General features: G+C 54.5%; 15 protein-coding genes and 1 pseudogene. 8 read left to right on the forward strand and 8 right to left on the reverse strand.

Annotated elements, in window-relative coordinates:
• Positions 1-173: 173 nt before the first annotated feature.
• From SH573x_RS07590 to SH573x_RS07610, 5 genes are all read right to left on the reverse strand, one after another.
• On the reverse strand, positions 174-1,304 hold the full coding sequence (locus SH573x_RS07590; RefSeq protein ID WP_479353845.1) for a BlaI/MecI/CopY family transcriptional regulator: 1,131 nt from the start codon (positions 1,302-1,304) through the stop codon (positions 174-176).
• 119 nt (positions 1,305-1,423) lie between these two features.
• Complete coding sequence (locus SH573x_RS07595) at positions 1,424-2,500, reverse strand: peroxiredoxin family protein (RefSeq protein ID WP_479353847.1); 1,077 nt, start codon at positions 2,498-2,500, stop codon at positions 1,424-1,426.
• On the reverse strand, positions 2,497-3,219 hold the full coding sequence (locus SH573x_RS07600; RefSeq protein ID WP_479353849.1) for a hypothetical protein: 723 nt from the start codon (positions 3,217-3,219) through the stop codon (positions 2,497-2,499). The genes SH573x_RS07595 and SH573x_RS07600 overlap by 4 nt, the downstream gene beginning before the upstream one ends.
• On the reverse strand, positions 3,200-4,138 hold the full coding sequence (locus SH573x_RS07605) for an ABC transporter ATP-binding protein (RefSeq protein WP_479353851.1): 939 nt from the start codon (positions 4,136-4,138) through the stop codon (positions 3,200-3,202). The genes SH573x_RS07600 and SH573x_RS07605 overlap by 20 nt, the downstream gene beginning before the upstream one ends.
• The gene (locus tag SH573x_RS07610) at positions 4,135-4,518 is read right to left on the reverse strand and encodes a GntR family transcriptional regulator (RefSeq protein ID WP_479353852.1); all 384 of its coding nucleotides are present in this window, start codon (positions 4,516-4,518) and stop codon (positions 4,135-4,137) included. Before SH573x_RS07610 ends, SH573x_RS07605 begins: the two co-directional genes overlap by 4 nt.
• Before the next feature lie 723 nt (positions 4,519-5,241).
• On the opposite strand from SH573x_RS07610, the gene SH573x_RS07615 reads away from it, so the two are divergent.
• Positions 5,242-5,652: a hypothetical protein gene (locus tag SH573x_RS07615; RefSeq protein ID WP_479353854.1), complete on the forward strand. Its 411-nt coding sequence runs from the start codon at positions 5,242-5,244 to the stop codon at positions 5,650-5,652.
• 141 nt (positions 5,653-5,793) lie between these two features.
• On the opposite strand, the gene SH573x_RS07620 is transcribed toward SH573x_RS07615, so the two are convergent.
• Complete coding sequence (locus SH573x_RS07620; RefSeq protein WP_479353855.1) at positions 5,794-6,297, reverse strand: hypothetical protein; 504 nt, start codon at positions 6,295-6,297, stop codon at positions 5,794-5,796.
• Positions 6,298-6,544: 247 nt separating this feature from the next.
• Between SH573x_RS07620 and SH573x_RS07625 the strand changes: the two genes are divergently transcribed.
• Complete coding sequence (locus SH573x_RS07625) at positions 6,545-7,453, forward strand: exonuclease/endonuclease/phosphatase family protein (RefSeq protein WP_479353857.1); 909 nt, start codon at positions 6,545-6,547, stop codon at positions 7,451-7,453.
• Positions 7,454-8,153: 700 nt separating this feature from the next.
• Here SH573x_RS07625 and SH573x_RS07630 read toward each other — a convergent pair.
• Entirely contained in the window at positions 8,154-9,524 is a 1,371-nt protein-coding gene (locus SH573x_RS07630; RefSeq protein ID WP_479353859.1) for a S41 family peptidase, read from the reverse strand.
• 166 nt (positions 9,525-9,690) lie between these two features.
• Here SH573x_RS07630 and SH573x_RS07635 point away from each other — a divergent pair.
• Together SH573x_RS07635 and SH573x_RS07640 are read left to right on the forward strand one after the other, a co-directional pair.
• Positions 9,691-9,918: pseudogene (locus SH573x_RS07635) on the forward strand (DUF1559 family PulG-like putative transporter); the annotation flags it as partial.
• 359 nt (positions 9,919-10,277) lie between these two features.
• Positions 10,278-10,607 carry a hypothetical protein gene (locus tag SH573x_RS07640; protein WP_479353861.1) on the forward strand — a complete coding sequence of 110 codons (330 nt, stop codon included), beginning with the start codon at positions 10,278-10,280 and terminating at the stop codon, positions 10,605-10,607.
• Here the strand turns inward: SH573x_RS07640 and SH573x_RS07645 are convergent.
• A complete protein-coding gene (locus tag SH573x_RS07645) occupies positions 10,584-10,988 on the reverse strand; it encodes a BlaI/MecI/CopY family transcriptional regulator (protein WP_479353863.1) in 405 nt (134 codons plus the stop codon). The two genes, SH573x_RS07640 and SH573x_RS07645, sit on opposite strands and share 24 nt — an antisense overlap.
• Positions 10,989-11,277: 289 nt before the next feature.
• Here SH573x_RS07645 and SH573x_RS07650 point away from each other — a divergent pair, with 289 nt between their 5' ends.
• From SH573x_RS07650 to SH573x_RS07665, 4 genes are all read left to right on the forward strand, one after another.
• The gene (locus SH573x_RS07650; protein ID WP_479353865.1) at positions 11,278-12,330 is read left to right on the forward strand and encodes a DUF1559 family PulG-like putative transporter; all 1,053 of its coding nucleotides are present in this window, start codon (positions 11,278-11,280) and stop codon (positions 12,328-12,330) included.
• A gap of 10 nt (positions 12,331-12,340) precedes the next feature.
• Complete coding sequence (locus tag SH573x_RS07655) at positions 12,341-12,541, forward strand: hypothetical protein (protein ID WP_479353867.1); 201 nt, start codon at positions 12,341-12,343, stop codon at positions 12,539-12,541.
• 22 nt (positions 12,542-12,563) lie between these two features.
• Positions 12,564-13,211 (forward strand): hypothetical protein, encoded by a 648-nt coding sequence (locus tag SH573x_RS07660; protein WP_479353869.1) that lies wholly within the window; start codon positions 12,564-12,566, stop codon positions 13,209-13,211.
• Positions 13,212-13,480: 269 nt separating this feature from the next.
• On the forward strand, positions 13,481-15,034 hold the full coding sequence (locus tag SH573x_RS07665; RefSeq protein ID WP_479353871.1) for a B12-binding domain-containing radical SAM protein: 1,554 nt from the start codon (positions 13,481-13,483) through the stop codon (positions 15,032-15,034).
• Positions 15,035-15,071 lie beyond the last annotated feature (37 nt).

Here is a 15,071-nt window from a genome sequence, read left to right on the forward strand (position 1 = left end):
GACGGGCCTGGAGACCCGTCCTACTTATTCTCGTTGCCTTACAATCCTTTTCTAGTCAACGATCGAACGACGAAACTCATGGCGTGGAATCAAAAGGACGACTAGATGTTGGTTGCCTGAGCATTCAGGATGCGGACGGGCCTGGAGGCCCGTCCTACCTGAACCCCCTCCATTTACCGTTTCAACTTGCTGGACGATGAATCACGACGGGCCGATTGAGTTGTTGAAGGCTCAACACTGACCGGCTTATCCGAGAAATCCAAGTTGGTTGGTTGGTCCAGCAATTTGCGACCAGGGATCTGCATGAGATTGCGCGGCAAACTGGCAAGTTCCATTTCGGCCTGGCTACTGGTAGCTGGGCCAACGACTTCAAACTTCATGTTGCGCACCTGAACTTCTCCAGCGGCCAGGTAGACGCCGAAGGAGAGTGCGTCAGTATTATCGGGCACGTTCCACTCGACGGTCTGCGTGCGCCACACCACAGTTTTGTCGATGGGTTGGCTCCATAGTGTGAGAACCTTTTGAGTATCGACCGGTTGGCCGATGGTCTTGCCGCTGGTCGTGTTGCCCACCGTGCGAAGTTGATCATCGCTGCCCCAGATAATGGTACCGCAGCGCGAGTGGACATCTTCACTGCCACCGATCTCCGCGGAAATTCGTACGCGTTGGCCGCGATAGCTTTTCGCTTGGAGCGTTTGAGCCAGGAAGCCAGTCAGCGCAAATTCATCTCTACACGACAGCTTGACTGTACCATGGGCATCCGACGATTCGACCGTCGCCATAATGTCCGTCCAGCCGGTAATCTTCTCTGGCAAAATGCTTTGGCAAAAACTGTCCATGAGTATTGCATCGGCAAATTGAACGCGAACTTCATTGCCGACTGTCTGCAACTGCAGGCCATTGAGGAACTTTAGAGCAATTGGTTCTGTCGGCTCCGAGGATTCTGCCACTTTGGCCAGACCGATAAGCGCTTCGACGCCTTCAGCACCGGCCTTAGCCGCAGACTCTTCGCTCAAGAGTTCTTCCAGCAACGCTTTCTTCCGCGCGGAGAGCTCTTGCTTACCAAGCACTTGAACGAGCAGTTGTTCGCGCGAGCCTTGAAAGAGTTGTTGGATCAAGTCGCGAACGATATGTCCGGAGACTTCATCAAACGTCTTAACCGAACGAAAGCTGAATGGTCGCAGCTTGCCCACACGCTCGAGAAAGCCTTTCTCCCACAGGATTCGGCAGAGCGTGGCGACGGTTGTGTAGGTGAGCGATCGGCCCCAGCGTTCGAGGTGATCGCGAGCCGTTTGAGCCGTCATTTCACCATGGGCCGTCGGCGTATTTTCAGCGTAGGACGGGTCTCCAGGCCCGTCCGGTTGCGCAGCTAAAAAGAGAGCGGACGGGCCTGGAGACCCGTCCTACATGCTCAGCCGAGCTTTCAGGGCAACAATTGGCGCAGCCGTTGCTCCAAGTCACGATGGTCGGAGGTAAGTGGTCGCACGCCTATCTCCACCACTCGCCCTTCTTCATCAGTGAGAAATGCAGTGGGAACGGCTTGGACTCCAAATTGATTCATGAGCCGAAAGTTACACTCCTCGGCGGCGCTCTCGTCGTCGCACAATTGAATCCACGGTAGCTGATGTTCCGTCGCGAACTGCTTGATCCGAGCCGGTGCCGCGTGCAAACATACCGCCACGATTTCAAAGCCACGCTCTTTGTAGCTGGCATAGATCCTCCTCAGCGCGGGCAGATCGTCTATGCATGGGCGACAGTGAGTGCCCCAAAATTCTAGCAACGTGACTTTGCCACGCAACGATTCAGAGTTAAAGGCAAGGCCATCTAGCGTGTGCGTCTGTATGTCCAGTTTCTGCCCAAGAATATTCAATCGGTTCAAGGCGCTCTCAATCGCCTTGGTCAGCTCCAGCACCGTCCCAGTGGCAGCTATGTCCGTTGAAGCATCTGGGCGCTGCGCAAGTTGTGCCTGCATCCACAGTACGAATGTGCGTTCGTGGTCCAACAGTGCCAGGCAGTCGAGCAAAAAGATTGTCTCGACAGCTATTTGCTTTTCGCGTGTGCCGTAGCGCATAGACGAGGCAAGATACTTACGCGTATCGCTCAACAATTGATCGATAGCTTGTTCTGTAGGCGCAGTGAGTCCTTGCATCATTGCGCCCGCCGCGTAACGCAGTTGATAAAAGTCGGCTTCGCGCTGTTCGGTCTCGCTTAAACTCTCCCTGTCTTGATCCAGGTGCCCATGGGCATCCTGGATCGCCTGGCAGACTTCTTTAAAATTTGAGGATTCGAAAAAGCTATCTTTCGACTGCAGTGATCCATCTAACTTGCGCATGAATTGCAGCATGGCTCGAGCGCTGCGATCAGTCGGTATCGCGTACTCCAGTAGCTGAGTGCTGCGCAAACGCAGGCCATCCAGCAGCAAGAATCCCAAGGCCGCAGTGAGAATCACAGCGGGTATGGCGATCGTTCGGATACGTCGCCAGTCAGAACGGATAGTCATGGTTCGCTCCGCGTTAGATACCAGTAACAACCGCAGACACCGAGCGCCACTCCCAGCACCAGCATGCTTAACAGGATACGCAGGCGAAAGGCATCGCCCGACAAAGGAATGTCCAGCGACCAAATCAAAGTTCGCATGAGCAGCAGGATAAACACTGGCGTTAACAAGCCGCTCAGGATGGGCACCCCATTGGATTTTGCCAGGGCCGACGCGGCCAGCGCGCCACCTACCATAGCCACCACGACAGCGACAAACATGAGTGCGCCCAGCGCGTCCTGGAGAGGTGTCTCGATAAGCAAGATGCCTTGCTTCAGGACAAACGGCACCAATTGCAATGCAACGAGGTAGGCGGCCTGGTGAATCACGACCATTGCCAGAATGGCGCCCAGAGCCACCGTGAGTTTACTGATAAGATTCTGCTGGCGAGTCGGGGGCAAGCAAGCCAGGAACTCGGCCGAGCGGTCACTACGTTCGAGAGTGAAGATACTGCCCGCCAACATGGCTGCGAAAAAACAGGTGAAAGCGTAGCCGCAGTTGCTACCGCCTTGCAGAGTTCTTAGTGTCCGATGCATCAACCCCTGAGCAGCGGCATCTTGGTATTGTGTCACAACGTAGACCATGATTCCACTGGCCAGGTAGCAGCTAACGGTTGTGGCCACTGCGCATCGCAGGTAAGTGCGAAGTAGTCCCGCATCTTTTCTAATGAGAGCTGACAGCATGTGGCACCTCCTGCCCTTGGGCTAGCTGGCCGCGTACGACATCTTTAAAAATCTCTTCCAGGTTAAGGTCGAATACATCCGCGCTGACTGCGTCGTTTTCGAATCGCAGTTCGTCGAGCAGCTCTGGGCAGTAGCCATCGACGGTCACGGTCCATTCACGACGCGCAAGTTTCTGGAGGATGACTTGCGCAGGCACTCGCACCGGTAGCTTTCCATCGGGTAGCACAATTCGAACGCGCTTGAAGCGACTGCGCAGTTCGTCGACCGTGCCTCGAGCTGCAAAACGTCCCCCCACCAGAATGCCAACATCGTCGGCAACTCGTTCGACATCGTCGACATGATGGCTGGAAAAGAGAATCGTTCGGCCGTGACAGCTATGGTTTTGAAGAACGCTCTCCAAAAAGTCTTCGCGAATGATTGGGTCAAGTCCCGACGTTGGTTCGTCCAATATCAAGAGATCTGGACGATGCGCGATCGCGATCAGCAAACCAAGTTTAGCGGTCATGCCTTTCGAAAGAGTAGACACGCGTTTACCTGGCGGCAAATCAAACTTGCTGAGTAGGTCGCTGGCCAGGTCATCATCCCAATGCGCGTAGAGTTTGCTGACGAAGTCAATGACCTCTCGCACCTTCATCCAACGATAAATGAAATGCAACTCTGGAACATAACCGATGCGGTCACGTAACTGCGCGGATGGCCTGATGCCGTTCTCGCCGAGCAGTTCAATTTCACCGCCATCGATCGCTGTCAGACCCATCAGCATGCGGATGAGGGTGCTTTTGCCGGCACCGTTTGGGCCGAGCAGCCCGAAGGTGGTGCCACTGGGGACGCTTAGGTTGATTGAATCACACGCCAGGTTGTCACCATAGCGTTTGGTGAGGTTGCGAACGTTGATGGCGGCCTCGGCGCGTGCGGTCATTTCTTGGCCTCGTCCAGCATGTGCCGCATGGCCGTCTCGAAGGTGGCACGCACTGCGTCCACGGTTAGCCCTGCCCTGAAACCTTGCCGAATGGTGACTTGAAAGCGATCCTGCAAGCGCTCCTCGGCCGCATTCATGCGCTGGCGACTATTCTTCATGACGAAGATGCCGATGCCCCGTCGCGTCTCGACTATCCCTTCACGTTCGAGTGTTTCGTAGGCCCGCTGAACCGTGTTAGGATTAACTCGAATATCAACTGCCAGGTTGCGCAGCGAAGGCAACATCTCGCCAGGCTTGTACACGCCCGCATCAATCGCCTGGCGCAACTGGTCGGCGATTTGGCGAAAGATAGGCACCAGGCTCTTCGGGTCGATATGCATCGAAACTGACTCCGCGTTAGTGGATTAGTGCACTAATGCAGTGTAGTTCAATCGGCTGATGCCGTCAAGTTCGCGAAGCAGGAATGTGCGTAGGACGGGTCTCCAGGCCCGTCCGATCATAGCCGCAGGCATTAGCCTCGGTTCCTACCAACTTGCAATCGAAGAAACCGGGACTAACGTCCACGGCTCAGGTGAACTAAACGATATGGACGGGCCTGGAGACCCGTCCTACGGAACATCATGCAATTGTCAGCGCCCTGCCCTGGCTGTCTAACTGGTCAGGCTCCATGGGCGAAAGAAACTCCGGCACGATCGATTTGGCAGCTTCCGTATTGGCTGGATCGTCCCAAGCTTTCGCAAGATCGATCTTGGCGTAGACTGCGCGCGCAAAGTCGTTGACTGAGCTTTTTCGGCCGCTGGAGTCCGCGCCCAAGTAAGGCAGCAGGAGTACAAAACCGCTGAGTCGTTTCTCTGCAGGTAGATCCGCGTTTGGTACTTCGGCTGGCCGAAACTCAGCCGACGGCGTTAGCCGCGTTTCCTACGTCTTTGCACTTTCACAGGCTGGAAGCCTATGCCACACTCAGCCGACGGCGCTGGGCGCGGTTCCCTCAGTCGTCACGAGAATTGGACGGGCCTGGAGACCCGTCCTACTGACTCGCCCTACGGCAAAGACTTGCCGGCTGCGTGGCGGTGAAGGATGATGGTGTTCAGACGGAGATCGCTATGAGCCTAAAAGTTATGCTGATAACGCTGTCCTTAGCAGCCGTGACGCTGGCGGCTGATACGTTGGCTGCTCAGTGGTTTCCTGCAGAGAATCGAGCGGTGGCGCATCAAACTACGTGGTTGTGGATAGCGGGTTGGCTGATCACGGCCATGGTGCAGCTAACGAGGCCGGCGATCAAGAAACGCTTTCCAGAGTTGGCCGGTTCAGATGTGCCGATAAATATTTGGCAAAAGAGTATTGTTGTACTCATCACGGTGCTGGTCGGTACAGTCATGGTGGCGCTCGCTGGCTTTACCGGCAAGCGAATGTTTCTTGCTTTCATTTGTTCGGCGGTATTCAGTCAGGCCGTCTGGCAGGGAATCATTGGGACGAGACCAGTGCCTAGTGAGGCGTCCGCAACTGAGCCGTAGTCGTTAGCCTCGGTTCCTACTATATCTACACTGCAATAACCGCGGCTAACGCCGTCGGCTTAGCACAGCCGCGGCCAACGCCGTCGGCGTAGGTGCCGAGGCGTTAGCTTTGGATTTCTATACAGCCATGCAATCGCAGTGCTAAACCTTGAAGGCTTCCAGCTTGCTCATCAGCGCATCGATGGCTGGTTTGAGAACTGCTTCGACGCCGGGAATGGCTAGTACTTTTTCAAGCATGGGCTTGAGCTGTTCGATCGAGCTCTTGAATACGCCCGAGACTGCCGACTTGGCTGCGTCGGGCATTTTGCCAAACATGTCGGTCATACCGCCGAAGCCTTCGGTCAGCTTGCTGATTTCCGGCAAAGCTGCGTTGGCGGTGTCGGCATCGGTAACGGTGCCTAGTGTGCTGGTCACTTTACCAAACATTTCGGAGACTTGCTTGAGCATTTCCGAGCCACCTTCAACACCGGATAAGGCTTCGGTAGCTTTGCCCATCAAGTCACCAGCGCCGGCTGTCGCATCTGCGGCCATGTTGCCGGCTGCAGTGCTGGCTTGATCGGCCATCTGCTTGGTAGCAGCCGAATCACAACCGATGGACATGAACAAAGCAGCAGCCAAAGTGACTGCGAGGGTCGAGCGAACCATGGAATGGTCTCCTCTAAGAGCAAACAAGAAAGATCGTAATTGCGCATCGCGCTGATACTATTCTGATTGTTGTAGAGGGATTGAGTAAAAACACAAGGTAGAGCCGCAAATCTCTACCCCCTATGCCTACCCCGAACCTCATGTTTATCTAACCCTCAATCTGACGTTCTGTAATCTGAGTTGCCAATTTGCTAAGCTCTACCGCTCCAGTCCACCGAATTCATGCATCTTGGAAGGTTACCGCTCGATGAAGTTCTCTGTAGTGTTTACGCTTGTCTGGTCGCTATTTTGTTCATGTGCTCAAGCTCAAGAGTTCCGCTTGCTGGCCTGGAATGTTGAAAGTAACCGTCCCGGTTCGCCGCCGGTGAGCGATTCCACGGTAATTGCTCGGCAACTTACTGAGTTGCTGTCGGCGGCGGACACAAAGTCGCAGATTGTGGCGCTCAGCGAAGTTGATCCGAAGACGTTTTTTGCTTATCGAGATGCTGTTCGCGTCGGGATGGGAACCGAAGTTGATTTTGTGACTTCGGCCAGCGGTGGGTTTCAAGACTCGGATTCGTTGATGTTGATCGTGGACAAAGCACGTTTTGAGATCGATCAGGCAGTTGAGCTGCATCGTTTCGGTGGTATTGCGGCTAACTTCAATGTTAGCGAACCGGGCTCGCCGGAGGTGGGCACCCTACGAGCGCGATCACCGCTGACCGTGCGTTTACTGGACAAGACGACGACGAAACATTTTTGGGTAGTCGTCAATCACTTAGCACGAGGCGAAGCGGACTTGCGAGCCGACCAGGCTCGCATGCTGGTGCGCTGGGCAACGGCGATTAACGAGCCCGCCATTTCTGCTGGCGATCATAACTTCGATTACGATTTCAAAACTACGCAGGGTAACGCCGGTTATCAAGCGATGCAGGCAGGCGATGTGTGGCAATGGCTAAAGCCTGACCCCCTGATCGATTCCAACTGGTCAGATGATCGTAGCATTCGCGACCGCCGCGTTGATCGCTACCCCGAATCGATTTTGGATTTCATCTGGGTTGCCAACGCTGCCAAGAGCTGGCGAGGTGATTCAGATGTGATTGTTCGCGACGGTGACTTTCCCGACAGCGAATCGACCAGCGATCACCGCCCGCTAATTGCACGTTTCCATCCGTGATTGGATTCACGTCCCCCCAAGTGTAGAGCGGCTGTCCCCAGCCGCTCCGCACCCGGCAAGTCGCTCAGCTGCATCAGCCGTCCCGCGGCAGCCCACCCGTGCTCTGTCCCCGTTCTCGCCCCCGTTGGCGCCTGGGGACAGACACGCGCGCGGGGCAAGTACCCAACTGCTCGACAAATCAAACCACCGCATTTGCAAACCTGAGGTCTTCTTCTCTGCGATCCTCCGCGTCTCTGCGTTTTAAAGATGAAGCGCGTGCTCTATCCCAGTCCTGACGCGCAAGAGACTGGACTGTCCAGAAAAGCGGTACCACCTCACTCTGTCCCCGTTCGCGCCTGGGGACAGAGCACGCGCATAGCACTCAGGCAATGCCAGCAAATCAGGGCTAGGAATGCAACATGTCTGTCCCCAGCCGCTCTGTAGGCGCCTGGGGACAGAGCACGCGCAGGGCACTCGTGTAATGCCAGCAAATCATTGCTAGGAAGGTAGAGAGTCTGTCCCCAGCCGCACCGAACCCGGCAAGTCGCCCAACTGCATCAGCCGTCCCGCGGCAGCCCACCCGTGCTCTGTCCCCGTTCGCGCCCCCGTTGGCGCCTGGGGACAGAGCACGCGCGCGGGGCAAGTAGACTGTCTCCAATCTTGGGAAAGTCGAATGCCAGCAAATCAATCGCGAATGCTGCAAGTAACTTGAACTCGCCGGCTACTTGGCGGACTGCCAATCGCGTAGCAGGTTCACTGCGGCTTCAAGACAAAGGTCGCGACCCTGCAGGAGGCTTGTACGATTCAGCTCGACTGCAATATCAGGTAGCGTTCCAAGACCTTCGATTTGCCGGCCGCTCGGCGAATAGACGCGCGAGATACAAAACTGTACCCGTGTCCCACTATGCGACAAAGTATCAACGATTGTGGGTTCGCCAGTACCGCCATGAGTCGCTTGACCGACGAACGCAGTATGCAGACGAACGTCCTTGAGAAAGGCGCACAGGTTATCCGTCGTGCTAAAGCAACGTTCATTGATCAAAACAACTAGCGGGCCGTCAAAAACAGGACCTACGTAGTGGCTAAATCCCTGCCACCTTCGCGGATATTGAGGTATTCGCGTCTCAGAGGAGTGTTTTTCCAACTCGTAGTACAAAAAATCGCCTGCGAAGAGATGTTCAGCTACATAAGTAGACAACAACTCAAGACCTCCCTCATTATCCCGTAGGTCTAGGATCAGGCCACTGGCGTCAGCAGCGGTCGTGAACGCTTGGTCGATTTCGGCTCGTGCCTGAGCAAGTGCCTCATCTCGTTGTTGGTCGTTTTGGGCCGCAATGAAATTCTGGTTGTTCCAGGTGAACGAGCGGATACTGATGCACGGGAAGTCTCCCGCTGAGCGCATTTCACAGAACTTGCCTGAGACGTTAGCCCTAAAATTCAATCTCTCCGGTAGGCAGCCGAGCGCAGCCTCGAACTCCGAACCATCTTGCTTCTTAAGTCTCAGTCTAACTAGCGGGTGCTCGGACCAGTGCAGTCGGTCAATCGCTAGGACTCGCCGAGCATGATCACTGGACGCCGAGGTAATGGCCAAGCGTGATTGGAGGTACTCTTCAGTTGGCCGGCCATCGACAGCAATCAACAAATCACCCAGCGATATGCCGGGATTGTCAGCCAGCCAATTCAGATTTGCCACCATCACGCCCTCGCGAACTTCGACAAAGCCGATCGGCCATGAATAAGTATGCGCCTCCGGAGTCGTCTTCAGAAACACCTCCGAATGCCCATCTTTGAGCGAGGCAGCAAACTCTCGCAACATCAACGAGAAGTTCTGTTCCGTCGTCTCCGGTGTAATCTGGGCTGTGATACGATCGAGCGCGTCCCGGAGTTCCGTCGAGTGATCAGTCTTTTGAGATTCCCGGTAAGCCCACGCCCTTAACGCGGTCTTGTAGTATTGAACGAGGTCTTCTCGCATCTGCTCCGCAGTGAGTCTGGCCGGCGTTTGCTGAGGCCTGGTGGAAATGTCGTTACGGCTGCAGCCTGTGGCCACTGCCAATGCAAACATAAGTAAGCGACAAAAAAGTGAATTCAACATGCTCCGATCTTCCTGGCGAAGGTCGCAAGTAGCCTGACTGGCCTGCGAGTACTTGGTTACGTCGTGCGAGGATTCCCAACGGGGGCTTAAAATCCCCTCACGTGGATTGTTTCGACAGGGGTTTGGTGGGTGCGGCGCAAAAATTTCAATGGCTTAAGGTACTCTAGTGGAGTTGCTGGTGGTCATCGCCATCATTGACATCCTAGTCGGATTGCTGTTGCCAGCAGTTCAAGCAGCGCGTGAAGCTGCCCGACGCATGCAGTGTACGAACAATCTCAAGCAGGAGGGGCTTGCGCTGCACAATGCTCACGATACCATGCGTGAGTTTCCACCACTGATTATCAATGGTTGGCTGAATGTTTTGACCAACCGCGGCGCGAACACCGTGCCGTACCGTGGTAAGTACCTGGCGTACAATGAAGTTACCGATAACGGACAGAAGACCAGCTTCTTCTACGCTCCTCCGTTCCTGATATGCCCAAGCGATGCCTCACCGGCCAAAGAAGTTCAAGCCGGTGGATATAGCTGGATCAATAGCGGCATACCTGCGCCCATGGGTTTGACCAGCTACGTACCCAGTGCTCAGGCTTTCGGTCGGCCAACGCCAGCCGGTATGAGCGTATGGAACATGGCTTGGGACAATGCCAGCGGCGAAAAGAAGATGGCTGACCCCAACACGTCCGGCATCACTTTAAACCTATCTGTTGCCAAAGGCGACAACAATCAAGACATCGTAATCGAATAGATTCAGTTATGAACAACAAGAATGTGCAACAAGGAATTTTGGCGACGGCGTTACTCTTGTGCGCAGGTTTTCTGCTTTACAGATTTGCCACCTTCACCGAAGAACAGCGGATGGTTCTGTCCGACGCTTCGATGACAGGCAAGATCACCTATAAGGGCAAGCCCGTTCCCTACGCACTCGTCATCGTGGTTAACGCGTCGAGTTCCATGACAGGACCTGCTGACGCGCATGGAAATTACACCGTCGAGCATGCTCCGGTCGGCGAGGTTCAGATCGGTGTCAACACTGCAGCCGGTCGCGGTATGATGATGAGCTCATCGGTTGGACTCCTTTTTTGATTTGGCTTTGGAATTGGCTTTGGTTTCCGCCTGCTCGATCAGTGCTTTCAGCTCGGCATATTCTCCCGGCTTGAGAGTTCGCGATTGGATCAGCTGAGCCACTAGCGGAACGATAGTCCCCTGCCCCACCCGCTTGACTAAGAGTTTGAGGTCAGCCGCAGAGGCGGTTTGGCGATCCATGGCGGCGGTGTACTTGCTGGGACGCGTTTTAGATCGATTCAGCAAGTCCTTGTCACACATGCGATTGAGCCGCGTCTGCACCGTCGTATAACCTACGCCTGCCGGCATGTGCCTTTGGACCTCGACGATCGACAGCGGACCATGTTGCCACAGAATGTCCAGAATCTCTAATTCGCTTGCAAGCAATCTGCGCTGAACCACGATCAATCTCTGCGTTATGAAGGCATGTACTACAGGTGTAGTTGGTTGTACTACGAATGTAGTAGATGTGTCAATATGCCTTGTTTACTTCGCGGAAGGTTAGTTTGTCGTCTTTTGTCGGTCGGTAGGAAGTTCGCCGAGGTCGCTGCATCTTTCCTAAGTTGCGTCCTCTGTTTTTTTCTTCGTTGAAACTTCGCTGAGCGTTCATCGATGCCACACAATCGGTGGTTCTAATCCCTTTGGTGATTTGGCAGCGAATGTTCTTTGTCTTTTTGAAGGAGGGGCTGTGATGCATCTGAAGCGAGGAAGTGGTTTTACGCTGGTAGAACTGCTGGTAGTGATTGCGATTATTGGGATTTTGGTTGGTCTATTGTTGCCGGCCGTACAAGCTGCGCGTGAAGCCGCACGACGCATGCAGTGTTCAAACAATCTAAAGCAAATTGGGCTGGCGTTTTTGAATCATGAATCGGCCTATAAGTATCTGCCCAAGGGGCCATACGATGGTGACCCGACCTTGCCGGGCATGGTCTATAACGAGCCGATTGGTGACTATGAAAGCGGCACCACTTGTTGTAACGCGGCTCATCCAAATGGTTGGAGCCATTGGTTCCACATTTTGCCGTTTATTGAGCAATCGAATGTGTATAACCAGGCTCGCTTTGATCTGCCGCCGATTCATTCGGGCCGCCCGGCCGACTACAACGGTGAAAATACGGTTGCTCGATCTTTGATTTCTACGTACTACTGTCCTTCGCGACGTGCACCTACGGGTTACGGCACGGCGTTATTCGGACGCTGTGATTACGCCGGCTGTGCTGGATACTATCAAGGCGAAGTCCATGAGAACTGGGGAGATATTCCCGCAGCACCGCTGGGTATGTCACCGCGTCGCAACGAACGTACGCCCGAGAACTTTGGCAACACCAGTGGGCGCAAGGGATACATCACCTGGTCAGCACAGGGAGCCAAGCGTCGACTGGCTGACGTGATCGACGGCACCTCCAATTCGATCGTAGCCGCGGAGAAGTGTTTACCGCCGTCGCGTCAGGGGACTGATGGTGGTGACAACGAACGCTGGAACAACGCTGGCTGGGATGAGTGCGTAGTGCGATACCACTTTCCTCCAAAGAGCGACTTGGACAAGACAATCATTGTCATTGGCCAACCTGGCAATGACACCGCTAATACTTGGCGGCGTTATTTTGGTTCCAGTCACCCCGGCGGACTGAATGTAGCGTACGGCGATGGTTCGGTACGTTTTGCATCATTCACCGTCGATGCCACGGCTTGGATGTATCAATGCGTCATCGATGATGGTCAAGTCAGTCAGGTCATTGAATAAGGCTTTAACGATGCAGTTATCTGGCAAATGCTTGTTGATGGTTGCGCTGGCTGCGGCCTTGCCGTGCCAGTTGGGTTGTGGTCCTGCTGAGACGGTTCATCCTACTTCGGAACTGACCGAGGAACAAAAGGCTGCTATCAAGGCAGAGGATGAAAAGGTTGCCCAGGAAGAGAGTTACGGAACGTACAACAAGAAACCTAAGAAGCGATAGAAATCTTTCAGTGGGGCTGCTTATGACCATTCGATTCTTGATGGGTTTACTGGTGATGGTAACGATCGGTTGTGGAGCGGCCAAAACTGTACCGCCCGCTGCTGAAGTTCAAGCGACTTCGGCAGCGGTGCTCAAGCCAGAGATGGTTCCGCGAGCTGAATTTGTCAACTGGAGCCGCTTTCCGGCAGGCACCGCTGTGACCAGAGTTCGCACGACGACCAATCAGCATGGGACCGTGTTGGTAACGACTCGAACGAAGTTACTGGAGAAGGCGGCTGACAAAGTTGTGGTTGAGTCGCAGATCGATGTACAGCGGCCCAACCAAGCGTTGGAAAAGAACGATGCGATGACGCACGATTATCTGGCCGAGTTTGCCTTGCCGCCAGGTATGACAGCCGAGCAGTTCTCGTTGCCGTCGATGAAAGCTCTGCGGACATCGACCGAGAAGATCGTGGTGGGTGACCGGGAGTATCAAGCAGAAGTTTATGAGTGGGACGATTCGTCTGAGGCTGGCCCGATCAAATGTAAGCTTTGGTCCAGCGACACATTTCCTGGCCGGACGCTTAAGCAAGAGCAGCGCAGCACGGGGGCCGGGTTTACTAGTGAAGAGCTTGTTACTGAAGTGGATTTGGCGGCCGAATCGGTGGAAGCGGCCTCACGGCAGCCGTAGGCGTGACCTTTCCGTGAAGACGGGCGGAGGAATTTGTCTGCCTGAAAGCTGTACGCGCTTTGCAAATTTTCGATACGTAACTAGACGAAACGACTCTTACGGCCGGAATAATCACTCTGTGCTGGTGCTCGCACCCGGGCTGAGAACTTGTGCATTCGTTCCTGTTTTTGCAATCTTGGGCTACCATGGAGTATCTATCCGCCCACGTATCCGATCGACACAAGCAGAATTCAATGGTCCGTTGCCTTTTGGTTTACCCAGAATTTACGATGAAGTCATTCTGGAACTTCAAGGCGACCTGCGATCTTCAAGATGCCAAGTATCCCGCCACGCCGCTGGGCTTGATTACGGTGGCCGCGATGCTGCCTGCCGAGTGGGAAGTGCGATTGGTCGATTGCAATATTGAACAGCTCACGGACGAGGATCTCGCTTGGGCAGATGTGGTCATGACTGGTGGCATGTTACCTCAACAGCCTTCGGCGCTCGAGATTATCAGTCGCAGTCGGGCTGCTGGAAAGATGACGGTTGTCGGAGGCCCCGACGCCACGTCCAGTCCGCATATCTACGCGCAGGCTAGTTGCTTGGTGCTGGGCGAAGCTGAAGTAACGTTGCCGCAGTGGTTGATTGACTACAACTATCAGTCGACTAAGCCGCTCTATGCTGCCGGTGAGTTGAAAGCTGATGTCACGCAAACGCCCACGCCCCGCTTTGATCTGCTGAAACTCAGCAAATACCTTTTTCCCGGCGTTCAGTTCGCGCGGGGCTGTCCCTTCAATTGCGAATTCTGCGACATCATTGAGCTCTTCGGTAGAGTGCCGCGATTGAAGAAGCCCGAACAATTGCTGCGCGAGCTTGACGCGTTGCTGGCGCTTGGTCATCGCGGTTTGGTAGATATTGTTGATGACAATTTCATTGGCAACAAGCGCGACGTGAAAAAGTTTTTGCCTCACTTGATAGCCTGGCAAGAAAAGCACGGTTATCCATTTGAGTTTGCGACGGAAGCCTCGGTTAATTTATCGAGTGATGATGAGTTATTGGCCCTGATGCAGCGCGCGAATTTCGCTACTGTGTTTATGGGTATTGAATCCCCTGACGAAGAAACTCTGCGTCAAACGCAGAAGGGGCAGAATACTAAACGCGAATTGGCGAGCAGTTTACAGAAGATTTACTCGTACGGCATGTGGGTGTCGTGCGGTTACATCATCGGCTTTGACGGTGAGCGCGGCAGTGTGGCTGCTGGTGTTCGCGATCTGATTTCGGCGAGCGCAACGCCCATCGCGATGGTTGGGCTGCTGTATGCACTGCCGGGTACGCAATTGACTCGCCGACTTGAACGCGAGGGTCGATTGTTCGATCAGTTCGATCACGTGAAAGATGATGGTAGCGGACGCGGCGATCAATGCACTGCCGGCATCAACTTTGAACCGCTTCGGCCGCGGTTGGACATCCTGAACGATTATCGAGACGTTGTCAGTGACATCTACGCTCCAGAAGCTTATTTCGATCGTGTTCAACGGGTTGTCGCCCAGCTCGATTGTTCGCAAAAGCGCTTGCGGCTTTCTTGGCGGCATTACTATCGCGATTTGAAAGCCTTGTCGCGCATCCTGGTCAAACAAGGCATTCGATCGAATTACCGTCGCTTGTTCTGGCAAACGCTCTTCGGCATCCTGCGCCGCAATCCCAAAGCATTGCGTTATGGAGTGAACTTGATGGCCTTCTACCTGCACTTCGGCCCGTTCAGCGCCTATCTGCTCGAGCGTATCGACGAGAACCTCGCCGCCGAAAAGTCGAAGGTGGCCCTCGACTTGCAAGTAAGCACCTGAGGTATAAGTGACGCGAGCCCAACACCCCTGAATCCAA

It is taken from the genome of Rania fehmarnensis (genome assembly GCF_056494185.1).